21 protein-coding genes, 1 tRNA gene and 1 pseudogene are annotated in these 25,388 nt (G+C 48.9%); 11 read left to right on the top strand and 12 right to left on the bottom strand.

Translation table 11 applies throughout. From position 1 onward, the window contains the following. The first annotated feature begins 482 nt into the window (after positions 1–482). From CHB92_RS23605 to CHB92_RS23560, 9 genes and pseudogenes are all read left to right on the top strand, one after another. Positions 483–1,286, top strand: coding sequence for an AraC family transcriptional regulator (locus CHB92_RS23605; RefSeq protein WP_179223145.1), 804 nt, complete (start codon positions 483–485; stop codon positions 1,284–1,286). An 82-nt stretch (positions 1,287–1,368) separates the two neighbouring features. Then, a complete protein-coding gene (locus CHB92_RS23600; protein ID WP_089321703.1) occupies positions 1,369–2,235 on the top strand; it encodes a class I SAM-dependent methyltransferase in 867 nt (288 codons plus the stop codon). Between the two features lie 128 nt (positions 2,236–2,363). Next, the gene (locus CHB92_RS23595) at positions 2,364–2,717 is read left to right on the top strand and encodes a DUF4260 domain-containing protein (protein ID WP_089321702.1); all 354 of its coding nucleotides are present in this window, start codon (positions 2,364–2,366) and stop codon (positions 2,715–2,717) included. Between the two features lie 147 nt (positions 2,718–2,864). Further along, positions 2,865–3,377, top strand: coding sequence for a GNAT family N-acetyltransferase (locus CHB92_RS23590; RefSeq protein ID WP_089321701.1), 513 nt, complete (start codon positions 2,865–2,867; stop codon positions 3,375–3,377). Between the two features lie 52 nt (positions 3,378–3,429). Continuing rightward, the gene (locus CHB92_RS23585) at positions 3,430–4,020 is read left to right on the top strand and encodes a phosphatase PAP2 family protein (protein ID WP_089321700.1); all 591 of its coding nucleotides are present in this window, start codon (positions 3,430–3,432) and stop codon (positions 4,018–4,020) included. Positions 4,021–5,601: 1,581 nt separating this feature from the next. Then, positions 5,602–6,381 carry a sensor histidine kinase gene (locus CHB92_RS26255; RefSeq protein ID WP_245842861.1) on the top strand — a complete coding sequence of 260 codons (780 nt, stop codon included), beginning with the start codon at positions 5,602–5,604 and terminating at the stop codon, positions 6,379–6,381. Between the two features lie 360 nt (positions 6,382–6,741). Next, positions 6,742–9,270, top strand: a complete 2,529-nt coding sequence (locus CHB92_RS23565; RefSeq protein WP_089321696.1) for a TonB-dependent receptor domain-containing protein — start codon at positions 6,742–6,744, stop codon at positions 9,268–9,270. Between the two features lie 301 nt (positions 9,271–9,571). Continuing rightward, positions 9,572–9,748, top strand: coding sequence for an IS110 family transposase (locus tag CHB92_RS25580; protein ID WP_144266378.1), 177 nt, complete (start codon positions 9,572–9,574; stop codon positions 9,746–9,748). Beyond that, positions 9,721–10,703, top strand: a pseudogene (locus CHB92_RS23560) (IS110 family transposase). Before CHB92_RS25580 ends, CHB92_RS23560 begins: the two are co-directional and overlap by 28 nt. Before the next feature lie 163 nt (positions 10,704–10,866). Here the strand turns inward: CHB92_RS23560 and CHB92_RS23550 are convergent. From CHB92_RS23550 to CHB92_RS23535, 4 genes are read right to left on the bottom strand one after another with little or no spacing between them, the layout of a single operon-like run. After that, complete coding sequence (locus CHB92_RS23550; RefSeq protein WP_089321693.1) at positions 10,867–11,799, bottom strand: threonine/serine dehydratase; 933 nt, start codon at positions 11,797–11,799, stop codon at positions 10,867–10,869. Beyond that, positions 11,796–12,176, bottom strand: a complete 381-nt coding sequence (locus CHB92_RS23545) for a RidA family protein (RefSeq protein ID WP_089321692.1) — start codon at positions 12,174–12,176, stop codon at positions 11,796–11,798. Before CHB92_RS23545 ends, CHB92_RS23550 begins: the two co-directional genes overlap by 4 nt. A 53-nt stretch (positions 12,177–12,229) precedes the next feature. Further along, positions 12,230–12,745 carry a GNAT family N-acetyltransferase gene (locus CHB92_RS23540; protein WP_089321691.1) on the bottom strand — a complete coding sequence of 172 codons (516 nt, stop codon included), beginning with the start codon at positions 12,743–12,745 and terminating at the stop codon, positions 12,230–12,232. Between the two features lie 40 nt (positions 12,746–12,785). After that, entirely contained in the window at positions 12,786–14,012 is a 1,227-nt protein-coding gene (locus CHB92_RS23535) for an MFS transporter (protein ID WP_089321690.1), read from the bottom strand. Between the two features lie 101 nt (positions 14,013–14,113). Between CHB92_RS23535 and CHB92_RS23530 the strand changes: the two genes are divergently transcribed. Then, entirely contained in the window at positions 14,114–15,004 is an 891-nt protein-coding gene (locus tag CHB92_RS23530; RefSeq protein WP_089321689.1) for a LysR substrate-binding domain-containing protein, read from the top strand. Positions 15,005–15,295: 291 nt separating this feature from the next. Here CHB92_RS23530 and CHB92_RS23525 read toward each other — a convergent pair. The 5 genes from CHB92_RS23525 to CHB92_RS23505 all read right to left on the bottom strand — a co-directional run bounded on the left by CHB92_RS23525 (position 15,296) and on the right by CHB92_RS23505 (position 20,088). Continuing rightward, positions 15,296–15,367: transfer RNA gene (locus CHB92_RS23525), tRNA-Glu, on the bottom strand. A 153-nt stretch (positions 15,368–15,520) separates the two neighbouring features. Further along, positions 15,521–16,417: an immunoglobulin domain-containing family protein gene (locus CHB92_RS23520; protein WP_089321688.1), complete on the bottom strand. Its 897-nt coding sequence runs from the start codon at positions 16,415–16,417 to the stop codon at positions 15,521–15,523. Positions 16,418–16,807: 390 nt separating this feature from the next. Then, positions 16,808–17,863: a hypothetical protein gene (locus CHB92_RS23515; RefSeq protein ID WP_179223144.1), complete on the bottom strand. Its 1,056-nt coding sequence runs from the start codon at positions 17,861–17,863 to the stop codon at positions 16,808–16,810. A 162-nt stretch (positions 17,864–18,025) separates the two neighbouring features. Next, a complete protein-coding gene (locus CHB92_RS23510; RefSeq protein WP_245842860.1) occupies positions 18,026–18,823 on the bottom strand; it encodes an FRG domain-containing protein in 798 nt (265 codons plus the stop codon). 197 nt (positions 18,824–19,020) lie between these two features. Further along, on the bottom strand, positions 19,021–20,088 hold the full coding sequence (locus CHB92_RS23505) for a PA0069 family radical SAM protein (RefSeq protein WP_089321687.1): 1,068 nt from the start codon (positions 20,086–20,088) through the stop codon (positions 19,021–19,023). Positions 20,089–20,306: 218 nt separating this feature from the next. Here CHB92_RS23505 and CHB92_RS23500 point away from each other — a divergent pair, with 218 nt between their 5' ends. Further along, positions 20,307–21,842, top strand: a complete 1,536-nt coding sequence (locus tag CHB92_RS23500) for an FAD-dependent oxidoreductase (protein ID WP_089321686.1) — start codon at positions 20,307–20,309, stop codon at positions 21,840–21,842. 104 nt (positions 21,843–21,946) lie between these two features. Here the strand turns inward: CHB92_RS23500 and CHB92_RS23495 are convergent, their stop codons facing one another. The 3 genes from CHB92_RS23495 to CHB92_RS23485 all read right to left on the bottom strand — a co-directional run bounded on the left by CHB92_RS23495 (position 21,947) and on the right by CHB92_RS23485 (position 25,300). After that, complete coding sequence (locus tag CHB92_RS23495; protein ID WP_089321705.1) at positions 21,947–22,534, bottom strand: DUF922 domain-containing protein; 588 nt, start codon at positions 22,532–22,534, stop codon at positions 21,947–21,949. A gap of 82 nt (positions 22,535–22,616) precedes the next feature. Beyond that, positions 22,617–23,960, bottom strand: a complete 1,344-nt coding sequence (locus tag CHB92_RS23490) for an MATE family efflux transporter (protein ID WP_089321685.1) — start codon at positions 23,958–23,960, stop codon at positions 22,617–22,619. Positions 23,961–24,133: 173 nt separating this feature from the next. Next, entirely contained in the window at positions 24,134–25,300 is a 1,167-nt protein-coding gene (locus CHB92_RS23485) for a sigma-54-dependent transcriptional regulator (RefSeq protein ID WP_089321684.1), read from the bottom strand. Between the last annotated feature and the right edge of the window lie 88 nt (positions 25,301–25,388).

The raw sequence follows: 25,388 nt of genomic DNA, 5'->3' as shown, positions 1-25,388 counted from the left end.
GTGTCGCTTACTTAGACGGAGAACCTGCCATAGAAGCCACTTGGACGTGTGTACGCTTCCAGAGCGAAGGAAATTAACAGACATCATGAGAGTCGTCCTTAATAATTGCTCTTGCTGCTATAACCTCTTCCAGGGAGTGCGCCCCCGCCGGTGGACCCTTTCTGCCAGAAGAACTGTGGGTATGAAAGAAGCGACCTTCCCTGGATACCAGCCTGTAAGTGGAGAGGTCGGCTCTCTTCCGGCAACAGGGATAAAAATTATCAGACACTAAGCATGCTGATGTTGAAACTCTGCTGTTCTATTTTGATACCTTATGTTCGGCAAATCTTGCTAAGCCGGCAGGAAAAAAACTGCTCTACATTTTGAGGTGTCGTATTTGATTTCGGTACTTTGAGCGCCGGATGCTACATCTGTAGCCTGAAGCAGCTACATTAGAGTCATAGTGGAAGTTAATTTTCTTTTAGAAGATGAACATTCGTGTTTTGCCAATTGACACCGTACTGCAGCCTTTTTTACGGAAGGTTTGGGTGTTCGAGAGCCAGAATGACGTTCCGCTTACCGACATAAAAACAGTGGTACCCTCTGGCCATATTACCCTCACTTTCACCTACAAAGGCAATTATAGTACTTTAGTCAATTCTTCCAGCACATTCCACACCAGGGAATCTACGCTGAGCTTGATTGGTCATCAGTCAAAGCCCGTCTTGTTGAGTGGAGGGGGACATGTGGTGACGGTAGGGGTGAGCTTCAAGCCATTTGCGGCCTATAGGTTTTTCCCATTCCCACTGCAGGATGTTTCTGACATGATCATACCAGGTGATGACCTTTTCACAAGAGATGCTGATCTACTGGTTGAGCAGCTGCTGTCCCTTGGCGAACCTGACCGGATGGCCATGAAGCTGCAAGAGTTCCTGATTAGCAAGTTGAGCCCTGCGAACAATCTGGAGAAAATAGCACACTATACTATAGATGAAATCTTCAGGCAAAAGGGTCAGCTGCCCATAAGCTCATTAGCAAATAAGACTGGATATTCGCAGCGTCACATGAACAGGGTATTCAATGATATAGTGGGAATAAGCCCTAAAGATATGGCAAGGATTATACGGATAAAACATATACTATCCGTACCGCGCGATTCTAGCCTGCTATTAGGTGCGGATTACTTGGATCACTTCTTTGATCAGGCGCACTACATAAAAGAGTTCAAGTATTTTACAGGATACACACCTCACAGGTATACTAGGGTAGAAAACTCTTTCGGTTCTTTATTCAATCGGCTGGAGTAACGGTAAAAGGCAGGCTTGTCCAATTATTACAATTTTCTCAGGCTTAGCTATTCTAGTTTTGTGCCATATTAAAACCTATACTATGGCCAATACAAGAGACTATTCCCTGATCAGCGACTCAGCAGTTACGCTGATGCTTCTTAAAGCCCAGACTAACATTCCGTATGCACATGAGGCAGCCAATCATCTTTTGTCGCCGGAAAAGGTGAAAGCATATTCCGACAGGAATGACTTTGGGTTTTGGGCCAGTGTCGTTCATTTCGAACACAGGTACGTAACAGTTAACCAGCTTATAGCAGACAGCAAGACCGATAACCTGTTGGAGCTTTCTTCCGGGTTAACTTACAGAGGGCACAACCTCTTGCAGACCAGAATCGTGAAGCACTGCATCGATACCGACCTGCCTGATATCATTCAGGCCAAAAAGGACTTAGCAACTGCCCTTGGCATCAAAACACCGGCAGGAGGAAGGATGCAGATGCTACCACTTAACGTAATGGACCGGGAGCAATTCAACCATACTGTTACCGAATTTGACAGTGGTAAGTTGCTGATCGTAAATGAAGGACTGCTGGTATATCTCAATAAAGCTGAAATTGAGCAGCTGTGCAAAACAATCCATACCATCCTGAAAGAGCGGGGAGGTTACTGGATCACCTCCGACATTTACATTAAGCATGCTTTTGTGCAGGGTAGTACACGACAAACCAAGGAGTGGGATTCCTTCTTTAAGAGGCAAAGTGTAAGCAGCTTTTCTTTCGCAGATTTTCAGGAAGCCCAGGATTTCTTTGAAGCGAATGGTTTTACAGTAGATAAGGTTGCTGCTCCTGCCTATGAAGGATTGAGTTCAGCGGCAAGTTTAATGGCTGTAGCAACAGAAGAGCAGCTTAATGCCCTAAGAAGCGACGGACAGATACAGGCAACCTGGAGACTGGCATGTAAGTCTTAGTTCAGTAAACTTAACCTTTATCGGATAGCTAACGCAGGCAGTAATGAAGAAGCAGCACAGCCTGTGGAGCAAGTAGTTGAATAAGTTAGAGAAGTAGCCTAACTACAAAAGGAAATAACGCATAATCTATGAAGCTATTGATAAATTTAGAAGAGCTGGCAAAGTTGTTTGCGGCATATGTGTGCAGTTTATACCTGGGTGTCAGTTGGTGGACCTTCCTTGTGCTGCTGCTAACACCCGACGTGAGCATGCTGGGCTACCTGATAAATCCAAAGATCGGTGCCTGGGTGTATAACCTGTTCCATCACCAGGCCATCGCTATTCTGACAGGTGCAATAGGCTTTATATTAGGTATATCAACCCTTCAGATGGCAGGTCTGGTGCTCTTCGGGCATAGTGCCATGGACAGAGCCTTAGGATACGGATTGAAGCATACTGATGGATTCAAACACACTCACTTAGGATGGATAGGGAGAAGCTAAAACTTATGATTTCTTAAGTAAACAGTTGCTAATCGGCAGAGGTATTACTTGAGCTATAGGTATAGGGCTGCACACTTTCTTCCTGCTCCAGCATCAATTGGCAGCAGCGTGTTGCTCTCAGTTACAAGAACAGAAATATTATATACTATGGGAGTTGATCGCATCATAACAGATAGGTTAATACTGATACCTTTCTCCATTAATACCGCAGTTTCTATCCTTGAACAAAACCCGGAAATATTTGCAGGCTTAGGGCTTCAGCAGACAAGCCTCTGGCCTGACCAGGAGGCAATTGAGACCTTGCCCAAAATTATCAGGAACTTGGAGCTAGTTGGGGACCCAACAGGTTTTGAGTCTTGGATGGTAGTGTTGAAAAGCGACAAAACTGTGATCGGAGATGCGGGCTTTAAGGGTAGACCAAACAAAGCCGGAGAAGTTGATCTCGGCTATGCTATTATCGAACAGGAGCAGCGGAAAGGATACGGTATGGAAGTCGCAAGGGCTTTAACTGAATGGGCTCTAGAACAGCAGAAGGTAAATAGCGTCACGGCCAAGTGCTTTATAGGCAACACAGGGTCTGCGAGAATACTGCAGAAACTGGGGATGACAGAGACGCACAGAGATGAAGAAATGATTTACTGGCAGATTAAAATCGGGTAACGCTTTTAAAAAAGCAACGCCACTACCATTCTATCGCTGTGTTAGGACTACCATGACAGATATTTTTACTTACCTAGATCTATATACGTTAGAAATTTTAAATGACAGCAGACTTACCGCCTTGGATATTTTTCTAATATCCTTGACAACTACCGCTTATGGCGTTGGCTTGCTCGTGCCAATCTGCATTTACCTAACAGGACATTTTCGGAAAATGCTTCTGCTAAAACTGAAAGCTTTCCAGTACATGTTCGCCATGTGCCTGAATGTATTATTCGTTGGCACGTTGAAGTATACCATTAACCGCCCCAGGCCTTTTGTATCCCACGACACCATCAAACAGTTAGTAGATGTCAGCAGTCCCTCTTTTCCTTCCGGACACACCGCCTTTGTTTTTACCGCTGCAGTATCCATTTGGATTATGTTTAGAGATGTACGGTTACGCGGCTTCCTTTTTGTCTGGACTCTTCTGGTGGCTTACTCCAGGCTTGCACTAGGCGTTCACTACCCATCCGATGTTTTGGGTTCTATTGTATTGGGAACAACGGCGGCGTGGATGGCAGACTTCGTTTTTCAGAATCACCGTGGAAGGCTCCTTGTCCTATTAAAGCAGACAAGAAAAAGGAACCTGAGAAGACGATAACATGGAGCAGTTATGTGGAGCTTGTATGAAAGAGGCAAGAGTGTGTTTAGAAAGATGGGAGAGTGATCTGTCAAATGCTGGAAAAAAATAAACTCGAATCATCCCGGAATTTGATTCTGAGCTAGAAAGAGCAGGTTCCAGAGGTTGGCCAGAGACAGGCGGATGCGGTAAAGCGGTGTGGCAGTTCTCCTACACCGCTTTCCTGTTCTGTGGCAGCCCTGGCGCAGGAGCTGCTCTCTCTGCTTTTCCTGCTCTTTTTCTAGCAAAGAGAGCAGGAAGGCGTAGAGACCAGGCTGACGACCTGCAGGAGCTTCTTGCGGTTGTTCCAGAACCACAAACGGCAGGACTTCATGCCCATCCCCGACTTGTTGTAGCGGAAGGCCTGCTCGACCTGTCACCTTCTGGCGTAGGCGAAGGCCTGGCGGCCCCTCCACAATCCCAGCAAAGTTGAGACCAGCCGGCGGTCCAGCAGCTTGTCGAGCTTTTCAAGAAATGGGGAAAGGAGAGCCTCCAGCCGGACGGAGAAAAACCGGGCCAGCGGGAGAACCTCAGGCTCGGATCCAGCGATTTTAGAAGTAGTAAACATAAAACCTCCTGTCTTTAGGTGATACAGTGACTATATGCCTAAAACACGAGGTCTTCTTTTCTTATTCCAGCCCTCAACTTCGGGATGATTCATGTTTGGTAGGCTGAGGAGGAATCATCGGACCATATCCACAAGGATTTGCCCATTTTGGATGATTTTCCTAAGGTAAAATTTGCGGCTACTCATTTCCGTCACAAATTCAGCAGCTTTCGTCACTTTTTTTCTTTTCTCATCACCAATTCCTCTAACATTGTTCCATGAATGATCTGATAATAAAAAATTTTATAGAAAAGCCGCTCCAGCTCCGGAAGGTGGAGTTCTGGGCTGCTACCACCATTTGTGTTTTCGCGATGTTTGTGCTGTTCACATCCGGCAGTTCTGACAGATGGCAGTTTAAGGAGGCCGGAATATCATACCACTATTATGAGCACTATTTTTTCCCTCGGCTTGTCCGGTACGCGCTGCTTTACCTTGGGTTTGTACTGTTAAGCTTTATTGTAGTTCCTAGCTTGATCAGGAAAGAAAAAGTAGTACTCAATATTTTACTGATAGTTATACTGTTCCTAACTATGGGTTTAGTGATGGGGGTAGTTGACACCTATACGAAGGCGTACCTGCTTAACAGGTATGCAACGATTCAGGATGCCTATTATCGTATCTTCCAAGCTAGTTTTCATCATGCTTTCTGGCTTTTGCTAATGTTTGGTTTCTACTCCGTCATCAAATTCACAGGGCTGTACCTTTTGGCTAACTCCGCGGCCATTCAATCAAGGTATAAGATGATAACACGTGATGCAATTGTTGCATTCTTTGTGTGGCTGGTAATCATGTTCCTGCTACTTGTTGTCAGACCAGGAGAGGAATTAGTACTGGCTTGGGGAATAATAGCTCTGAGCGCGATAGTTTTGTGCAGCTATTCGTTTTACAGCCTTATTCCTAAATCCTTAAGAAACAAGAGGCCCTTTCTGTCCTACCTATTAAAGGCATTGCTAATAATGGTCATCTCATTCATGCCCTTAGCCTTTATCGGTATGCTGATTACAGACAACGAGGAAGTAGCCTTCGGCGTCAGCATGTTTAATGTCTTCTTTCAGTTGCTGTTCACAGTGCCACTTTCTTGGGTACTGTACAGGCAACATCTGAAAGGGCATGAGGAACTGTATGTGCTGAAAAAAGAGCTTGGTAAGTCTAACGCTAACCTAGACTTCCTCCGGTCACAGATCAACCCGCACTTCCTATTTAACGCCCTGAACACCCTGTATGGCACAGCTCTGCATGAGAATAGCGAGCGTACGGCTCAAGGCATACAGATGCTGGGCGACATGATGCGCTTTATGCTGCACGAGAACCTGCAGCATAAGATCCTGCTCTCGCGCGAAATAGAATACATGCAAAACTACATTGAGCTACAGTCATTGCGCACTTCTGTCTCTCCCAACATTGTGATCGAGACGAAGATACAGGATGTACTGACGGACAAGTTTATCGCCCCGATGCTGCTCATTCCTTTTGTGGAGAATGCCTTTAAGCACGGCATTAGCCTAAAGCATAAGTCCTGGATTAAGGTGACGCTTAATATGGTGGGCGACAAGTTGTATTTTGATATGTATAACAGCACCCGTCTTAAGCAGGAGCAGGACCCGGAAAAAGACAAGTCTGGCGTTGGGCTGGTAAATGTAAGGCAGCGGCTGGACCTGCTGTATCCTGAAAAGTATGAACTAATCATCCGGGAGACGGCCGAGGAATACTTTGTGCACTTAACGCTACAACTGTAGGGTTTTAGAAACTACTACTGAGCGTTGATTTAAGGTGTAGTAAGTAAAGAAAACAAAAGAAGCTGTGAGCCGATGGCGCTGGAGGTGGTGCGCTCGTTGACTTCGAAGGTGCCCTACCTGGAGCTGCTGGCCACCTCTACCGATGCATCCAAGGCGCTGGATTACCTGCAGCACCTACAGGTATAACCATGAATTATTCTTTTTACCATAGTTGCCCCTTTGTAACCGAGGGCGTAAGCTGGCATTCCGTGCAAACCAAAACTGCGAAAAAGCTATATGGCGATGAAGCTGCTTTCCTATTGCAAGATCAACCTCCAGTTTATGATTTAACATAAATCATCACATTCAAACTCCTTAACTATGAAAAAAATAATACTAACAGCCGTAGCGGGCTTACTCGCTGCTCAGGCTTCCTATGCCCAAATTGCTTCGTCAGTGACTCCGGCTAATAGAGCTGCTCCTGCTGCTGTTATCCCTCCTGAGAAAGGCAAGGGAAAAATCTTCGGCACAGTGCAGGATGCCAGTGCGAAAACACCCTTGGAGTTCGCGACGGTTGCGCTCGAGAGTGAAGCAACGGGTAAAATAGTAGACGGCTCCATAACGGACGCTAAGGGGCAGTTCAGTATTGCCGGAGTTGCCCTAGGTAGGTATAAGCTCAAGGTAAGTTTCCTAGGGTATGATACGCAGTTTATTGAGAATGTTACTGTTGCCAGCGAAAAAGAGGAAGTGTATGTCGGTGTGGTTGCATTAAGGTCCAGCGCCAATGCTTTAGGTGAGGTAACCGTGGTAGGAGATAAGCCTTTGATAGAGGATAAGGTAGACCGCGTGGTGTACAATGCCGAGAAAGACATCGATCCTGGTGCAGCGGCAACAGATGTGATGCGCAAGGTGCCTGGTCTGAGCGTAGACTTGGAAGGCAATGTGCAGTTGCGCGGTAGCTCCAACATACAGGTACTAATCAACAATAAACCTTCCGCCGTAATGGCAAGCAGCATAGCCGATGCCTTGCAGCAGATACCGGCGGATCAGATCAAGGCCGTGGAGGTGATCACGAGCCCCTCCGCCAAATATGATGCGGAGGGTACAGCCGGTATTATCAACATTATCACCAAAAAGGATGGTGGCCTGCAGGGATTAACCGGAAATATCTCTGCAACTTATGGCACCCTTACCAGCAACGCTAATAGTAACTTAAATTACAGGAGAGGCAAAATAGGGTTAAACACCGCTTTAGGATATACCCTTAGCGACATTCGTGGCGAAAACATTATTGAGTCAGTGTATGGAGCTGGCTCAAACCTTACGAGTCTTTCTCAAAAGCTGGGTGGCAACAGAGAGGTATCATCCACTTTTTTACAATTCGGGGCTAGCTATGACTTTAGCAAGACCAGCTACATTGCCGCAGGTGTGCGACTTGTAAATCCTGATGTTACCTTCAGAACAACGCAGGTGTCTACCAGTTCTTTTGCTGATGCTTCGCACAGCCGCAACACCCGCGAAGGCAGCAACCACTTCTCAGGCAACAACTATGATGTCAACCTGGACTATACCAAGTCATTCGAAAAGCGCGGGCAGGAGCTTTCAGTTCTGGGCTTGCTGAGCAGAAACACGCGCAACAATGAAATCCTGATGAAGCTGTCTGAGGATAAGGAACTGGTGCAAAGAGAGCAGAGCTTCAACGATGCCTTCAACGAAGAAGCCACGCTGCAGTCTGATTACACACATCCGGTAAATGAAAGCCAAGTCGTGGAGGCTGGTGCAAAAGCCATCTGGCGCTACGCCGAAAGCGACTACCGCTTTATGCTGGCACAACCGGCGTCCTCGCCCTTTGTGCCTCAACCCGGGCGGACGGATGTTTTTTCTTACCATCAGAAAGTCTTGGCGTCTTATGCTGCTTATGGACTGAAGTTGAACAAGTACAATATGAAGGTAGGGCTCAGGTATGAGCACACAAGTATCGATGGCGACTTTACCTCAAGTGGTACGCAGGTGGAGCAGGATTACCATAGTTTCTTTCCAAGCTTATCGGTATCCAAAAGCCTGCAAAAAGACCGGACTCTCAAGTTTAATTACTCCAGGCGCATACAGCGGCCACAGCTCTCTTACCTGAACCCATATGAGAACCTTAGCAACCCCAGAAACGTGATACGCGGCAACCCGACTCTTGAAGCTGAGCTCACCGATTCATATGAAATTGGCTACAGTGCTTTTCTCAAATCAGGAGCCTCTGTAAATGCCTCTCTATATTGGTACAAGACAAGTAACGCCATTCAGCAGGTCAGCACGCCTTATGATGGCACTGATCCTGACTCAGTGGGTAGGGTAACGACTACTGTCGCTAACGTGGGCGAAAACAACAGCTATGGGTTGAGCTTATCGGCTAGCACAAAGCTTTGGGAAAAGGGCAGAGTCAGTTCCAACATGAACCTGTTTTATTCTGATTTCAGAGGCGAAGGTAGAAAGATGGCAAATTCAGGTCTGGTGTATAACACTAACCTGAATGCATCCTATAGCTTTAGTAAAGGCATCACTGCCCAGGTTGCCGGTGAGTACAACTCACCGCAGATAACCCTTCAAGGGAAGATAATGGCTTTGCTAAACTACAGCATTGCGGTAAGGAAGGAAGTGCTAAACAAAAAAGGTAGCATTGGTACAGCAGTGAGTAACCCCTTTAACAAGTATGTGGAGCGGGAGCGTGTGGTAAACTCATACAACAAAGAAAATGCACTTGTGCTCAGCCAAAGCAACACCTGGCACTACTACTTTCGGCAAGTACGGCTCAGTTTCAGCTATAAGTTCGGTAAGCAGGATGCAAAAACAAGAACCAGGCCAACTAAGAAAGTAAATAACGAAGACGTTAAGGAAAATGATGACAATGCCATGCAGTAGATCTTGGCAGATCCTTCAACTCTAACTGATAGGAGTGCCCACAATCAAAGGTGGTAAACAAGACTAGAATACAATTCGTACTTAGATAGCTTGCTGCCGGAAGGTAACTGGAATTGAACGACGTACACTCCGTGATACGGCGATGTAAAGGGATATCCTTCCGGAAGTGCTTCTTCCCAACAGGCTGAACAATACTTACTGGTATCTCCCGAGTTGAAGTAACCTTGAATAATCGGATGAGTGAAGTTAGGGGAAGAGCTGCTGGTTTTGTAGGTTTTGTTCAATCCTAACGTCTCCAGCTATGAATATCATCAAGCAGTCGGTCAGTGCCGACATCGCCAAAGACAAGTTCGACGCCTGTTTTTCGGTGCTGACCTCAGAGCACCTGGTGGTAGTGAAGGCCACTCACAGATTCGCCAACTCCGCTCAGGGACTGGCTGCCTTCAGCAAATGGATACGCAAGTGGGAAGTCCCCTAGTGGAACTGGTGGTGAACATGGAAGCCACTGGCGTTTATTATGAAGCTCTGGCCTGGATCAGGCACCAGCAGGGGCGGAAGGTAAATGTAGTGCTGGCTAACCTGGCAAAGAAGTACTTTCAGAGCTTGGGGTATAAATCCAAGAACGACCGGCTGGATGCCAAAGCCCTGGCTCATATGGGAGCGGAGAGGAGCCTGGAGCCCTGGCAGCCTTTGAGCAAGCAGCTATACCTGCTGCGTAAGCTTACCCGGGAGCATGAACAGATCCAGCGGGTACATTGTGAAACGGCCAATCGCCTGCATGCCGAGACCTTCAGCATGCACACGGGCAAGAGCACGGTGAAAAGACTTCAAAAGACACTACAGCTTTATGACAAACAGCTTCAAGCCGTCCGACAGGAAATAAAGGCCACCGTGGAAAAGGATGCCCTGTTGCGGGAGAAAATCAGTAAAGTTACCACCATCAAAGGCGTGGGGCTGCTGACGGCAGCCACTATCATTGCCGAGACCAACGGCTTTGCCCTTTTCACCAGCCAAAAGCAGCTGGTCAGCTACGTGGGCTATGAAGTGGTGGAGAATCAGTCGGCAACAGAGTCGGCAAAACCAGGATCTCCAAGCAGGGCAACAGCCACATCAGGCAGATACTGCACATGCCGGCATTGCATGCGGTGCGCCGGAACGTGCCGGTGTGCAGGGCGCTGTTGGAGCGGCTCAGGAGCAAGGGAAAGAAAAAGATGCTGGCCTATGTGGCCGTGCAGAAAAAGCTGTTAATTCTCATTGATACATTATGGAAGAAAGATGAGGCCTGGGAGGAGGGTAAGTACCCGGTGCCGCAGCCAGACCCAAAGGAAGATATCCCGCACCTATCGGCCAGGAGCTCTCTTTCAGGTAAGGGGAAGATAAGAAAAGTTCAACTAAAATCCTTGACTTTCAAAACAGTACCTTTATTCACATAGATTTGGCGGCTGTAAGTGATTGCCTGGTAGTAGGTGAGGAGTAGTCATGACACTCTCTAAATTTACATTGTGGTTTGTAGCTTGGCGAAGTAGTGAAAATTGATATAAAAAATTTTACGCAGTACCCGCCATTTTGCCAAGCTGCTGTTAGCAACTACATCAATCAAAACGGCAACTTCTGAACATCTACGTTGCCACCTGATAGTATAACTCCCACCTTTTGGTTTTTCAATGTTGCTCTTTCTTTCAACAATCCAGCGAACGCAACAGCACTTGAGGGCTCTATCACAATTTTCATTCTTTCCCAAATCAAGCGCATGGCCTCTACAATCTCCTCTTCCTCCACAAGCACAATATGATCAATTCCTTTTTTGATGATCGGGAAATTAACGTCGCCTAATTGCGTCTTAAGTCCGTCGGCAACGGTGGATTTGTTATCGTGCGTTTCAATTTTATTTGAAATTAAGGAGCGGTAAGCGTCATCTACAAGAGCGGGTTCTGCTCCTACAACTTTTATTTTCGTTGAAAAATTTTCAGCTGCCAGAATTGTGCCTGCAACCAAACCCCCTCCTCCAACAGGAGTATAAATACAGCCTAAATCAGGATAATCCTCAAGTAGCTCCATTGCTGCGGTTCCTTGTCCTAATATCACATCCAGATCATTGGAAGGATGGATAAAAGTCAAGCCTTTTTCTGCCACCAGACGATTGGAATATGCTTCTCTTGCTTCATTTGTGGGGGGGCACTCCACTACAATGCCGCCATATCCTTTTACTGCATTCTTTTTTACGGTGGGTGCGCTGGAGGGCATCACCACATAGGCGGCTATACCTAAGCTTTTAGCGGCAAGTGCCAATGCCTGGGCAAAGTTTCCGGATGAATGCGTCACCACACCCTTCTGTTTCTGCGCATCCGTTAACTGCATAATGGCGTTTACTGCCCCGCGCATTTTAAAGGCACCCATACGCTGGAAGTTCTCGCATTTAAAGAACAGCTCACAACCTGCTATTTCATTCAGCAAGTTGGATGTCAGGACTGGTGTTCTATGGATGTATGGGTTTATCCTTTCCTGTACTTCGACTAATTGATTTTTCATTCCTTAATCTCTGCTATGAGTTCCACTTCTAACTGGTAACCATAGTGTAATGCTGGCACGGGTACCACGGTTCTTACCGGCTTGTGTTCTCCCATGAAAGAGGCGTAAAGTTTATTGAACTCCGGCCATAATCTGACATCGGAAATGTAGGCTGTTACTTTCACTATTTTCTCCTTTTCCGTATCTGAAGCGTGCAATATTTGAAGTATGTTCTCAAAAACTACTTCAAATTGCCTTTCAAAAGGTTCGTCATGATGATGCGTTCCATCTGTTGAAACAGGTAACTGGCCTGAAACAAACAATAGGTTATTGGAGATTATGGCTGTGCTGTAATGCCCATTTGCGGCAGGCAGTTGTTCATTCGTGATTATTTTCATGAAGCTGTGGTCAAATTAAAAGTAATGATGTCAATATTGCTGCTAACTGCTCTCTAAGCACTTTTAGTCAACACTTTCTCGAATGCTTTTCTCGGACTTCCTTTGAAATATACCTCTCCACAGTACACATAGCCTGCCTTTTCAAACGTCTTCAGCATAGCGGCGTTATCAAAATTGGTGTCTGCTTTGATGCTGTATATGTTGTTGCTGAGGGCATATGCTTCTATAGAATCCAATATCTTTCTGGCCAGACCTTTCCCCAGATGGGCTTCTGAAATGGCTACCCGGTGAAACACGACAAAATCACCGTCCGTCAGCCACTTCCCTTCGATACGGGCATACTCAGGTTCGTCATTGATTAAAACTGCGGTATAGCCAACGACAGTTTCTCCTTCAGTCAACACAAATCCTACTCCTTTTTCGATGTCATTTCTTATGACTTCCGGATTCGGGTAGCCGTCCTGCCACTGATTGCTGCCGTCCGCTTTTCTGCGTTCAATGGCTCCCTGCAGGATTTTCCATATTTGATTTAGCTCCGCCGTGGTGGCCTTTCTGAAGTTATATTCCATTAGTAAAGTTGAAATGAAGTTATGTATGTGATAATTCTAATTAGCTGCTAGTGGACATGCTAACTGGCATGCCCCCGCTTAATTCAATTTGTTGAGGCATTAATTTCGGCACCATCAAAAAGAGCATGATATTGATGAGAGCTAAGAGGCAGCATGTATAGAGAAATACTGCAACGCTGAACTGCTCTATCAGGAAGCTGCCGATAAAAGGTGTTAGTGCCTGGGCGATCAAAGGCATACGGGCAAGTTTTCCCACAGCGACGGCATAATGTTCCTGTCCGAAAATTGCCAAGGGTAATGTTCCTCTTAAAATAGAACGCATCCCGTTCCCCATTCCGAACAGGATGATCCCCAGTATCGCAAAACTGGGGTTGAGCAATAAAAGTAAAATGCCCAGGAGCGTGACGACAGCTGAAATGATAGCTGTTTTGCCCGGTTCATTTCTAGAGAACAGCAACTCCAGTACCCGAACACCTGCCTGGCTCGGCCCCAGAAAAGCAACAGTACCGACTATAGTTGCCATTGCCATCTCTTTATCGAGCAGAATGTCTATAAGATGAATGATAATGCCTGTCGTCAAAACGGCGCCAATTGTAAAATTTACAAGTAACAGGTAATAGATCCTGGAGCGGAAAGGCTTGTGTGAAACTGTTTTCTTGTCATTCAGCTGTGGCTGTTTGGCACCCTTGCTCTCCGCTAGAGGCAAAGCGTATCGATGAACAGGAAATATAGTAACTAGCAATATGGCCGCATATATAAAACAGGCAGTACGCCAACCGTAGTTACTCAGCAGAAGCGAGACAAGATACCAGGAAATGGTTGGGGCCAGACTGGCAATCAGCGTTACCTGTACAATTACCTTACTTGTGGCCTTCCCGTAGTTCTTTCCAAGTGAAGCGAACAGCGAATCATACAAGCCCATCCCCATGGCAACACCTACGATAGCCCAGCCCGTCAGGAACAGGAGATAATGTTCTGACAAGCCGATGACAGTCAGCCCCAATGCCATAATGACACCGGCATAGGGCAAGACAAAATTTTTATCGTTTTCACCTATAAGCCTTCCGATTCTAGGCAACAGCAATCCAGAGATCAACAGCGAAAGCGAAAGGGAGCCATAAACCATCTGGTAAGACCAGCCTGTCTCCTTCATAATCGGCTCCGCCAGTATTGAAAGAATGAAATACGAGCCGCCCCACAAAAGAATCTGAGCTAAACCCAGCGCCACGTTCTTTAAAATAGACGGTTTTAGGACTTCCAAGGACATATCTGATATTGCCAGTTTTCTTGTTGCAAAGTTCAGAAGAATAGATAGATTCGTAAAACGTTATTTTTCGATGTAAATAATCGATAAAACCGATTAATAGAATGGAGCTAAGACAACTGCGATACTTCCTGAGGGCAAAAGAATTGCTCAATTTTACAGAAGCTGCGCATAGCCTGCACATCAGCCAAAGCACTTTGTCTCAACAAATAAAACAGCTGGAAGAAGAGCTGAACACTCCGTTGTTCAACAGGATAGGCAAGCGGGTAACACTTACCGAAGCAGGGGAACTGTTTGCAACGTATGCCTCGCAGAGTGTTAATAAAGCAAACGAGGGATTGCTGTTGCTAAAAGACTTGAACGAGCTGAATGTAGGCACAATCTCCATCGGGGTTACTTACGGGCTACGCAGTATCCTTACTCAGGCGGTGGTGCGTTTTGCCAGTGAATTTCCCCGAATTAACTTTCGTGTTGTATACGGCACATCAGAAGGTTTGATGGAAGAGCTAAACGAGCTTGAGTTAGACTTAATCCTGGTGTTTAACGAAACCACTAAAGCACAGCATCTAAAATACCAACCCTTGTTTGATTCCCCTGTGACCTTTGTCACCAGCTTAACATCTCGATTATCAGGTAAAAAATCCATCACGCTGGAAGAAATTTCGCAACTGCCCCTGGTAATATCGACAAAAGGAGACAGCACCAGCCATTTTATCATCAAAGCGTTCGACAGGAGCGGTTTGAGCCCTAAAATTTCTATTGAAGTGAATGATATACCTACCATACTGGACCTGGTTAAGTCGGGTAACTGGCACGGTATTTTGATGCAAACCAGCGTGAAAGGGGAAGGCTTGTATTCCATACCAATCAAAGGCAGAGGCATGGTGCGAACCGCCATGATTATCTCACTAAAAGAAGCATACGAAAAGCAAGCGGTTAAAAGATTTTGTAATCTGCTGACGGAAGACATCATCAGGCTACAAGGAGTTAAGTAACTGGGAATATGAAAGTGGTAAGTTACAATTTTGTTCTATCAACTATCTGTGTACGCTTTTTTGTGGCTATATTCTAAACATAGTTTACGACGAGGCAGCCAGAGAGCGACTAAGGCAGGCCAATATTAATCGAACTGAAATTGCGATTCTGGAAATTGAAGTTTACGTTCCTTTATGGTATAAATGCAGAACGCAAAGGAAGTGAATAGGTGCCAGAAATAGAGGGGTAAACGCGTACACCAAAACAAAAGAGGCTTATTCCGAAAAATAAGCCTCTTTTCATATTTCCTGTAGCCCGTAGGGGAATCGAACCCCTGTTACCAGAATGAAAATCTGGCGTCCTAACCCCTAGACGAACGGGCCGGTTTTGTTTTGTCTTTCATTTCCCTGATTGACGATGCAAATATAGCGGGTGTTTTTTGTTTCGCAATAGGCAAGCTTATAAAAAATGCCAATAATCTTAAAACGTGCTGATTTACAAATCAATAATTTTGAGAAGACGGGCGCAGGCCTTCCTTATTTCCCGAATGTGATCACACTGTAAAGCTCAGGCTCCAGGAAAGGGCCTCCGGGATAGCTGGCTGTATAGTCGAAATTAATCCATAAATCATCTCCTGTCTCGTGAAAGTGAATCTTGCCACCTGCCACTTCATCCGGAAACAAGGTGCGCACGGCATAGGTAATTTCATCCAGGTCTTCTACAGAGCCCAGTTTTACTTCGGTGTACATGTGGTTTGGAGAAATAACGACACGGGCTTCTCCGCCAATGGCCATGATGGAGGAGGCCATCAGGATCGCATAGTCATCACAGTCGCCAGCCAGAAAGCTCATGCTCTCAATAGGAGGGGCGTAATAGTCCATGCCCAGCGGGTCGTTCACGTATTTCCAGTTCAACCTGATATGCTTGAACAGAGAAAAGTAACGGGTCATCTTACCGAACTTACGGTAATACTCGTCGTGGAAGTAACGGGTAGAGTTTTCTACAGCAAAGGAGCGTACCTTTGGATGGGTGGCCTGCATGGCGCTTTTTACCCGCTGGTCCTGGAAGTAGGTGCCACGTACAGGCCTGAAGTAAGACACATCGTGGGGGTTGCTCGTCATGTTCACCAGCATGGCATTGTAGTCGTCGTAGATCCCCTCAAAGGTCTGGTTCTTGAAGGTGCTGTTAAAGACGAACATCCCGAGGATCACAAAGAACATGAGCACGATGAGCTTACGGCTAAACTTGGTCACCAGCACCGAAACGGCTGCCGCAAACATAAGACACAGCAGGAAATGCAGTTCATAGTCCATGCTGTTGTAGGGTGGAACATAGAAACTTAACAGCACGGCCATCGGGAACACGATAATTATCTGGATGAACCGGACCGCGAAGTTCAGTAGCTGTCTTAATGGTTGTAGTAATCCCGTCATCTTTTACCGCTTTTGAGTTTGGCGCGCTTAACTAAAGAGGGTAGCCTGCTACAGAAGGGCAGGGCAAGAATCCCTCTATTATTCTAACGCAAAATTCAGGCCTTTTCGCTCCCTTTCAGGGCGGTTTTTTCTGAACTTTTCTCCATCCTCTTTCTTCTCCTCTTCTTAACGCTTGATCTTCAGCCGGAAAGGCCTCGATCGCTACCTGATTTTAGTTGACGATCCTCAGTCCTGCTTGCAATAAGCGCTTAAAAACCGCTAAGGTAAGGTGCTAATCCCTGTTTTGTTCGTATACGGCACCGATAGCAGCAGAGCCCGAAGTTATTTCAGAAAGCTGGTCGTAGTACCAAGGTGCAGGCAGGTAAGCTGTCACAAAGCTTACCTGCTGTCTTACTGGTACTGAATATAAAGTGGTTTAGGCGTTAGAGCCAGCACCTCTTCTGGTGTCATCAAACGGGAACCGTTTTTGGTGTCGTTTTTGTAAAAGATCTTAAAGCCTGTAAACTGAACCGGCTCATTTTTGATGTAGCGGCGGTAAGTGTCTTTCTTCAGGCTTGGTGGCCCCCAGCCGTCCATGTGCATCACGACCTGCACTTCCGGTCGAAGCTTAATGTCGTCGGCGTTCGTTACCATGCCTTCCGTAAAGCGGTGCACAACCAGTATCTTGGGAGGCAGGTTGTACTCTTTTGTCAGGTCCGCCAGGTACTGCGTGGCGTAGTTGATATCAGCCGCATCATAGGTGCCGATGCGGCGCCCAGGTACCCCTCCGTTTTTCATAGAGAACTCAGGGTCAATGCCCAGGTGCACGTGGGGCAGCTTCAGGTACTCTTTCAGCGCCGGTATCTCTTCCTGCAAGGTGCTCTGTCCTACCTGTATGTCCAGAAACACAATGGCATTCCGCTTCTCGGCCATCGCCAGTACATCGTCTATCATCTTGTCCGTCATGCGCAGCCTGTATTTTCCACCCGCGCTAGGGTGCCCCTGGGCGGTAACCACGATGGCATGCAAGGCAGGTTGTACAGGAGTCAGCGAGTCGGCTTTGCTCCAGTTCGCGACCTCTTCATCCAGCTTCTGCAGCACTTGCGCTGGAGGCAGCTCTCCTAAAATGCCCATGCGCTTGGAGAGCAGGTTGCCGTAGTAGGCGAGGATGCGCTTGTGGGGCAGAATAGCGCCAGGCAGCGGCTTGGGCCCGGGATACTTCCAGGCCGAGTCCGGGATAACTGGCGTTTGGGCAGTGGCTGGCGTATCAGGTGCCGGGGCAGCGGCCACCGCTGGCGTGTCTGGCGGCACCGGTGCCGTCACGGAGTCTACCGAATTGGCTTTGGCAGAAGGTAGGTTGGCGACACTAGCCGTGCTGTCGCGCTCTTGGGAGCAGGCGCCGGTTAGCAGGAGCCCGCATAGCAGCGCCACTTTGGCCGTGTAATTTTTAACGCGGGTACTCGGCATTTGCAGGGGCTGGACTGGGTGTTTTAGTAGGTGTAGAAGGGTATTCTCACGTTGCTTTCGGCGCGGGTTCATCTATAAAAAGTGTAAAAGTCTAAGTCTTCCTTAAATTAGAGAATTTTCCTGAGATGTATGAGCAGGAACCGGCAGAAGTTAGTGAAAAAATCAGGAATGGGTATAATGCCGCTTGAGCCATTCGCTTAAACCAGACAGTCCCGGAAAGAGAACCCGCTCTGTGATGTTGGCCTGATCCAGTTTGTCGCGCACCTCCCACTTAAGGGAGGCGGGGATGATCACCCTGAAATACAGCTCCGGGCGCTGCTGCAGCCACACGCTAAGTTCAGCCGTCACATCCGACATCATCGAAAACAGGGCGTACTGGTGGATGATGCGGGCATCGAGCGAAGGGGGCTCCAGGAATACAACAAACTCTTCTTCCTGAAAGCTCTTTAAGGCCTTAAAGGAGGGGGCCACCGGCGACAGCACTTCCGGGGTAAACACGTTCGAGCCTTCCTCTTCCAAGGCTTTTTTAAGAGGAACCGGCAGGAAGTCACGGGACCGCACATAGTTCACGCACCACACGCAGGCGTCCTGGTTGTACTGTGAGAGGTCCTGGGTGGCGAAATGAAGGGCCACATAGGGCGAGTAGGTCCAGTCGAGGAGGCGGGTAGGGAGCCCATGGTGCTGTGCTACTGCCAGCCAGTTCCAGATAGAGTCGCCGGGGGAGGCGTTGTTATGCGCATACTTCCGGAAGTTCCGCAGCAGGTGTGGCTCCAGTTTACTGTACTCGCTGCCGATGCGCATGATGCTGGTGCTGAGGTTAAAGTCTTTGCTGTACGTGCCGCGGTATATAAAAGAAGACCGGAAACGCTGAATTTTCTCGTCCCAGCTATGGTCGAACAGGGCACTCTGTAGTTCTGCCCAACTGTTCACAACAATGTCTTTTCCCGGCTCCAGCTCCATGAGGTGTTAAATTTGCAGTAGGTCTTCGCTGCTGATTACATACTGCATTACAGCCTGCAGGTTGCGCCTATACCGTTCTTCGGGTGCAGCCTTGTGCGGAGAACCTAAAAGGGAGGGCACACAGAGGGACTGAAGGGAACGTGACAGTATGCCAGCACCTCCTCTGGTGAGGACCTGTTTTAGAGGTGTGGGTGGCGTTAAGGAAACAGCCCCAGCTGTTTTCCGGCCCTGGTGCAGAAGTGGCTGTAGTTGTAGGGCTTTAGGCTGCGGCCGCTCATATACTTTTGCTTGCTTACTTTAAAGAGTCTGGCAATGAGCTCGGCAAACTTCCCTTCCCCATGCATCCTTGTGCCGAAGCGGCTGTCATGCAGCTGCCCCCCATGGCAGTCAGCCACTAGCTTCAGCACCTTCTCGGCCCGGTCCGGGAACGCCTGCCTAATCCAGTCCTCGAAAATGGGGCCGACACTTCCGTTGAGCCGCACGATGGTGTATGCTGCATTGCTTGCCCCCGCCTCTGCCGCCGCCTTCAGAATGGCCGGTATCTCGGAGTCGTTTAGTCCGGGGATGATCGGGGCTACCATTACATTAACGGGAATTCCTGCTTTGCTCAGCTCCTGTACTACCTCCAGCCGTTTGCTGGCAGAGGCAGTACGGGGCTCCAGCTTCTGACGGACCTCTTCCGCTAAGGTGGTGATGCTGATGTTCACGTGCACCAGGTCTAGCTGGTTGAGTGCCTGCAGCAAGTCCAGGTCGCGGAGGATAAGCGCGTTCTTGGTTATGATGCTGACCGGATGGCGGTACTGTAGCAATACCTCTAGGATCTGGCGTGTCAGCTTCTTTTTTGCTTCGATGGGCTGGTAACAGTCCGTGTTACCCGCCAGCATAATGGGCATCACCTGCCAGTTTTTGCTTTCCAGTTGCCTGGCCAGGGTTTCAGGGGCGTTCTCCTTTACGATTATTTTCCGCTCAAAATCCAGTCCGGCCCCATAGCCCCAGTAAGTGTGGGTGTTGCGGGCATAACAATACACGCAGCCGTGCTCGCAACCCTGATAGGGATTCAGGGAATAGCCGATACCCAGGTCCGGGCTCTCTATCCTGTTTACGACCTTTTTAGGGTGCTCTAACAGGAACTCCGTTTTAGAATTAGTCAGCATCGGTTCGTCCAGGCCTTCGGTGTGTTCGGCCACGTAGTTTTGCTTTAAATAGGGGTTGGCCGGGTTGTACTGTGCGCCGCGACCTTTCAGGTAGTCTTCTGCTCTTATCATACCCTTATATATTTTATGCTAATATAATTAGGCTTGCTAAATATATTGGAATGTAACAGAGCTTTTATTTGTAGGCTTTATGTGGTCAAATTGTCCATCAGGAGCTCGCATAGCTGTTTTAGCAACATTAGCACTTCCTGCCCGTAATCCTATGCAATTGGCTTTGCTGCTTGCCAGGGGCCTCCCAGGACGACCTTTTTTGCTAAAAAACTGAAACCATGAAACAAGAATCCGGAGCTACGCACCCAATTTGGGAAGACAACATATCCTTGCCCACGACCGATCATCTTCGTGAAAATCGTAAGTGTGATGTCTGCGTAGTGGGAGCAGGCATCGCAGGGTTGACTGTCGCTTACTTATTGGCCAAAGAGGGGAAACACGTGATCGTGCTGGAGTCTAAAAGCATTGGCGGCGGCGAAAGCAGCCGTACGGCGGCGCACCTCTCCACGGCGCTGGATGCCCGGTATACGAACCTGATCAACACGTTTGGGGAAGACGGCACGCGCCTTATTTGCCAGAGCCACACGCGCGCCATCGACAAAGTATCAGAAATAGCCAAAGAGGAAAAGATAGACTGTGACTTTACCAGGGTTGATGGTTACCTGTTTGCCAGCACGCGGCAGGATGAGGAGAAGCTGCTGAAGGAACTGGAGGCAATACAGCAGTTTGGATGGATGGACGTGGTGCTGCGTAAAGAGTGCCCTGCGGGTTCACTGACGGCGTTGCCCTGCCTGCACTTTCCGAACCAGGCGCGCCTGCACCCCATGAAGTACCTGGCAGGGCTGGCAAAAGCCTTTATCGATAAAGGAGGTGAGGTTTATACGGACACTCATGTTGTCGACTTTAAATCAGGGCCAGTTGTAACAGCCACCGCAAAGAGTGGGCACGCTGTGTCCGCAAACCATTTGGTAGTGGCCACAAACGCGCCCGCGAACGATAAAGCCACCATCATGACGAAGCAGGCACCTTATCGCACCTATATGATAGGTCTTACGGTGCCAAAAGATGTTGTGCCGGATGCTTTGTACTGGGACGTGCAGGACCCCTATCATTACATCCGTTTGGCGGGTAACAGCGCTAAAGATGACGGGGACACTGAAATCCTGCTGGTTGGGGGGGAAGACCACCGAACCGGGCAGGAAAATAACCCGATGAAGCGCTTCCAGGATCTGGAGCGCTGGACACGCACCAAGTTCCCGATGGCCGGAGAGGTGCGCTACTTATGGTCGGGGCAGGTGCAGGAGCCTGTGGACGGGCTGGCCTATATTGGCCGGTACCCTTGTGACTTCGACAACATGTACGTGGCGACAGGTGACTCGGGGCAGGACGTAACGCACGCCACTATTGGCGGCATCCTGATCACTGACCTCATCATGGGGCGCAAGAACCCGTGGGCTAAATTGTACGACCCTACCCGCAGTGGCATGAAAGGGGCGGGGGAGTTTATGAAGTACAACTTAAACGTAGCTACCCAGGCGAAAGACTACGTGACACCTGGTGAAGTGGAGGACCCTGCGCAGGTAATGCCTGGCACAGGCGGCATCATGCGCGATGGAACGAACAAAGTAGCCGTATACTGCGACCAGGACGGGGTGCGGCATAAGTTTTCGGCGGTATGTACTCACATGGGCTGCCTGGTACACTGGAACAACGTGGAGCACTCCTGGGACTGCCCCTGCCATGGCTCCCGCTACGATCCGCTTGGGAGAGTCGTCACAGGGCCTGCCCGAAAAGACCTGGACCCCCTAAAATAGCAGCCTGTTGCAAGGACTTTCCAGAAGATATCGGGCGGTCCTTTTAGCACAGGACTTAGGGACAGCTGTTGTTACGAGGGCCACCGGGCCCAGTACTGCAGTCCTTATTTGTAACGCTCCAGGGCTTCCAGGCGCTGGGAAATGTTAGCGGCCCAAAGTTGTTGCTCTGCTGTATTCAGGCCATGCCGCGAAGCATCGTCGAAGGCTTTCTGCTCGGCCTTCCACTTATCAAAAGCGCGGTTCACAGCTTCCCCGAGCTTTGTCCTCTGGTTTTCGCAGTTCAGCTCCTGCAGCTGGCGGCGTAACAAACGGGCATGCACCTCTGTCAGATCGAAATGCAGTTGTTCGTGCTCGAGCAACTTGTTGGAGCGCTTGTTTTTAGACCAGGACTCCTGTGGCAGGAAAACACAGTTTACCTCATAGTTAAAGGCATTGTCTTTGCACTTGGCGCTTACGGCCAGGTTGGCGGCAGTCAGGGCATGGTGGGGGTTTCCGGCATCAGGAAGGCCCTTAAAATCCTCCCAGGAGAGCCTGCGGCTCTCTGACCAGTTTACTTTTTCTACAATCAGTTTGTCTGTCTCTACAGGGGCTGGTACCTTATTGGCGTAAGGTGCCAGGGCAAAGGCGGCCGGCGAAAGGGCAGACAGCAGTATCCTTGCCCACAACGTCAGAAAAAGGGTGAAAATGTACATTCGACTTCGGCTAAAAGTATAAACGTTGTTCTTCTGCTTTTTTAACAGGCACTTCTTTTTAAAGGTGCCATAAAATTGCACTTTAACTAAGCGTCAAGCGGTTGCTTAGCATCCGGAAACGAAGGGTGAGCAGTGCGGCTGCTACCGAAAGCCCCACCAGGAGGCCCAACCAGATGCCATTTACGCCAAAATCGGCTTTAAAGCACAACAAATAACCAACAGGTAAGCCAACCACCCAGTAGGCTAATAACGAGATTAGGCTTGGGACACGTACATCCTCCAGGCCACGAAGCGCCCCTAGCCCCACGACCTGCACCCCATCCGAAATCTGGAACAGGGCCGCGATGACTAAAAGGGTGGAGGCAATCTGGATTACCTCCGGGTCATCGATGTAGAGCATCGGGATCAGTTCGTTCCCCAGTACTATCAAGAGGCCACTGCAAGTCATGAAGATGATCCCCAAGACCAGGTTACTGAAACCTGCCATGCGCATGGCCCTGTAATTACCCAAACCTTTCTGGTTCCCAACCCGGATGGTGGCGGCCGCGGCAATGCCACTGGCCATCATGTAGGTGACGGAGGCAACGTTGATGGCTATCTGATGGGCGGCGAGCTCTTTTACGCCGAGCCAACCGATCATCACCGCAGAAAAACTGAAGGCACCCATCTCAAAGATCATCTGGCCGGAGATGGGCAGGCCCAGTTTAAAGATGCGGTACATGTGGTGGAAGGAGAGGTGCCGCAGGTGCATAAACCGACGGAAAACCAAGAACCGTTTTGCGTACAGCACATACCCTCCCATCATCAAGGCCATCACTACTCTGGAAATCAGCGTAGCCCAACCAGCCCCAACAAGTCCCATTGGTTCGAGGCCTAATTTACCAAAAATGAAGATATAGTTAAGCAAAATATTTAAAGAATTTGCCACTATGGAAATATACATTGCCTGCTTGGTAAGCGAGAGCCCCTCCGCGAACTGCCGGAAAGCCTGGAACACCATCAGGGGCACCATCGAGAGGAAGAGGATGTTGATGTAGGGCACCGCCAGCACTACCACGGCTGGTGGCTGGTCTAACAAGGTGATGAAGGGCGACAGGAAATAGCCGGCTATAAACAAAATAACGCCCAGCAAAGTGTTGGAGACCAGTCCGTTGAGCAGCAGCAGGGAAATGCGGGTGTAGTTCCGGCGTCCGTCGGCCGCAGCGATCAGGGGCGTGATGCTGTACGACACCCCGAGCCCGAACACCAGGGTGATGGTGAAGATGCTGTTCCCCAGGGAGGCGGCAGCTAACGGCAGCGTCCCGATCTGCCCCACCATCAGGCTGTCGAAAACGCTGACCAGGATGTGCCCTAACTGACTCAGGACGACAGGGTAGGCCAGCAGGAAGTTTTTTGAAAAGTGCTCTTTATAAGTGGAGGTGTCCATGAAAGGGGTAATGCTAAATCAGGCCGCAAAAGTAGGGGAATTATTCGGGAAAGAACACCGGAAAAGAGGAATAGGCCAGCGGGCACAGGCAGGAGGGCTGTACGTTGGGGCAGGGCAATAAAAAAGCCTCTTCCGTTTAAACAGAAGAGGCTGGGTGCAGCGTCAGTTTTTTCCTAAGTCACGACCGGGCGGGCATAGGCTTTGGCGTCCTCTGCTGAAATTTCGGGTCCGCTCATGATGACCAGGCGCTCTACTACGTTTCGCAGTTCCCGCACGTTTCCACGCCAGTCGAGCCCCTGCAGGTACTGGAGGGCATCCGGGCTAATGGTCTTGGGCTTGTTGCCGTAATCGTTGGCAATGTCGTTCAGGAATTTATGTACCAGGTCGGGGATATCCTCCCGGCGCTCGTTCAGTGGCGGCACATGGATCAGGATCACGCCCAGGCGGTGGTACAAGTCTTCGCGGAAGTTGCGGGCTTCTATCTCTTCCAGCAGGTTTTTGTTGGTGGCCGCCACTACGCGTACATCCACTTGTATGTCTTTATCGCCACCCACGCGGGTAATCCTGTGCTCCTGCAGGGCGCGCAAGACTTTGGCCTGCGCTGAGAGGCTCATGTCGCCGACCTCGTCCAGGAACAGGGTGCCTCCGTTGGCCTGCTCAAACTTTCCGATGCGCTGCTTTACGGCAGAGGTAAAGGAGCCTTTCTCGTGGCCGAACAGCTCACTCTCGATCAATTCGCTTGGAATAGCGGCACAGTTTACCTCCACAAGCGGTCCGCTGTTTCGGTTGCTGTTTTCGTGGATGGCACGTGCAACGAGTTCTTTCCCTGAGCCATTGGGCCCGGTGATGAGCACCCGCGCATCTGTTGGCGCTACTTTTTCGATTGCCTGCTTCACACGGGTAAGGGCCGGCGAGGTGCCCACCATCTCGTAAGTCTTGGAGATCTTTTTCTTCAGGATCTTGGTCTCCGTCACCAGGTTCGATTTGTCCAGCGCGTTACGCACGGTCACGAGCAGGCGGTTCAGGTCTGGTGGCTTCTGCAGAAAGTCGTAGGCCCCCTTTTTAGTGGCCTCCACAGCCGTGTCGATCGTGCCGTGGGCTGAGATCATGATAAAGGGGGAGTCCGGCGAAATTTCCATGGCTTTCTCCAGCACTTCGATGCCGTCCATGCCAGGCATCTTGATGTCACAAAGCACTGCATCATACTTGGTCTTTCCGAGCAGTTGCAGTCCTTTTTCACCATCCTCCGCCTCATCTACCGTGTAGTTCTCAAACTCGAGAATCTCCTTTAATGTGCTACGGATGGCCCTTTCATCATCTATAATCAGAAGTTTGGGCATATGTATCGTTTATGTGTCAGGATAAGTTTATAAAAAAAGCAAAGGCCTGTCAAGCATGCCGAGCCTTTCGCCTTCTATTACAAGTTTG

Source organism: Pontibacter ummariensis (assembly GCF_900188175.1).
GTDB lineage: Bacteria > Bacteroidota > Bacteroidia > Cytophagales > Hymenobacteraceae > Pontibacter > Pontibacter ummariensis.
This window is presented reverse-complemented; position numbering and strand designations above follow the sequence as displayed.

What these genes read in the sequence shown, in the direction of transcription:
- CHB92_RS23490 (WP_089321685.1), bottom strand. Translation starts at nt 23,960, where the DNA reads ATGGACACCTCCACTTATAAAGAGCACTTTTCAAAAAACTTCCTGCTG.
- CHB92_RS26255 (WP_245842861.1), top strand. Translation starts at nt 5,602, where the DNA reads ATGGTCATCTCATTCATGCCCTTAGCCTTTATCGGTATGCTGATTACA.
- CHB92_RS23540 (WP_089321691.1), bottom strand. Translation starts at nt 12,745, where the DNA reads ATGGAATATAACTTCAGAAAGGCCACCACGGCGGAGCTAAATCAAATA.
- CHB92_RS23590 (WP_089321701.1), top strand. Translation starts at nt 2,865, where the DNA reads ATGGGAGTTGATCGCATCATAACAGATAGGTTAATACTGATACCTTTC.
- CHB92_RS23495 (WP_089321705.1), bottom strand. Translation starts at nt 22,534, where the DNA reads ATGTACATTTTCACCCTTTTTCTGACGTTGTGGGCAAGGATACTGCTG.
- CHB92_RS25580 (WP_144266378.1), top strand. Translation starts at nt 9,572, where the DNA reads ATGAATATCATCAAGCAGTCGGTCAGTGCCGACATCGCCAAAGACAAG.
- CHB92_RS23505 (WP_089321687.1), bottom strand. Translation starts at nt 20,088, where the DNA reads ATGATAAGAGCAGAAGACTACCTGAAAGGTCGCGGCGCACAGTACAAC.
- CHB92_RS23595 (WP_089321702.1), top strand. Translation starts at nt 2,364, where the DNA reads ATGAAGCTATTGATAAATTTAGAAGAGCTGGCAAAGTTGTTTGCGGCA.
- CHB92_RS23535 (WP_089321690.1), bottom strand. Translation starts at nt 14,012, where the DNA reads ATGTCCTTGGAAGTCCTAAAACCGTCTATTTTAAAGAACGTGGCGCTG.
- CHB92_RS23600 (WP_089321703.1), top strand. Translation starts at nt 1,369, where the DNA reads ATGGCCAATACAAGAGACTATTCCCTGATCAGCGACTCAGCAGTTACG.
- CHB92_RS23565 (WP_089321696.1), top strand. Translation starts at nt 6,742, where the DNA reads ATGAAAAAAATAATACTAACAGCCGTAGCGGGCTTACTCGCTGCTCAG.
- CHB92_RS23530 (WP_089321689.1), top strand. Translation starts at nt 14,114, where the DNA reads ATGGAGCTAAGACAACTGCGATACTTCCTGAGGGCAAAAGAATTGCTC.
- CHB92_RS23500 (WP_089321686.1), top strand. Translation starts at nt 20,307, where the DNA reads ATGAAACAAGAATCCGGAGCTACGCACCCAATTTGGGAAGACAACATA.
- CHB92_RS23585 (WP_089321700.1), top strand. Translation starts at nt 3,430, where the DNA reads ATGACAGATATTTTTACTTACCTAGATCTATATACGTTAGAAATTTTA.
- CHB92_RS23510 (WP_245842860.1), bottom strand. Translation starts at nt 18,823, where the DNA reads ATGGAGCTGGAGCCGGGAAAAGACATTGTTGTGAACAGTTGGGCAGAA.
- CHB92_RS23520 (WP_089321688.1), bottom strand. Translation starts at nt 16,417, where the DNA reads ATGACGGGATTACTACAACCATTAAGACAGCTACTGAACTTCGCGGTC.
- CHB92_RS23545 (WP_089321692.1), bottom strand. Translation starts at nt 12,176, where the DNA reads ATGAAAATAATCACGAATGAACAACTGCCTGCCGCAAATGGGCATTAC.
- CHB92_RS23485 (WP_089321684.1), bottom strand. Translation starts at nt 25,300, where the DNA reads ATGCCCAAACTTCTGATTATAGATGATGAAAGGGCCATCCGTAGCACA.
- CHB92_RS23515 (WP_179223144.1), bottom strand. Translation starts at nt 17,863, where the DNA reads ATGCCGAGTACCCGCGTTAAAAATTACACGGCCAAAGTGGCGCTGCTA.
- CHB92_RS23550 (WP_089321693.1), bottom strand. Translation starts at nt 11,799, where the DNA reads ATGAAAAATCAATTAGTCGAAGTACAGGAAAGGATAAACCCATACATC.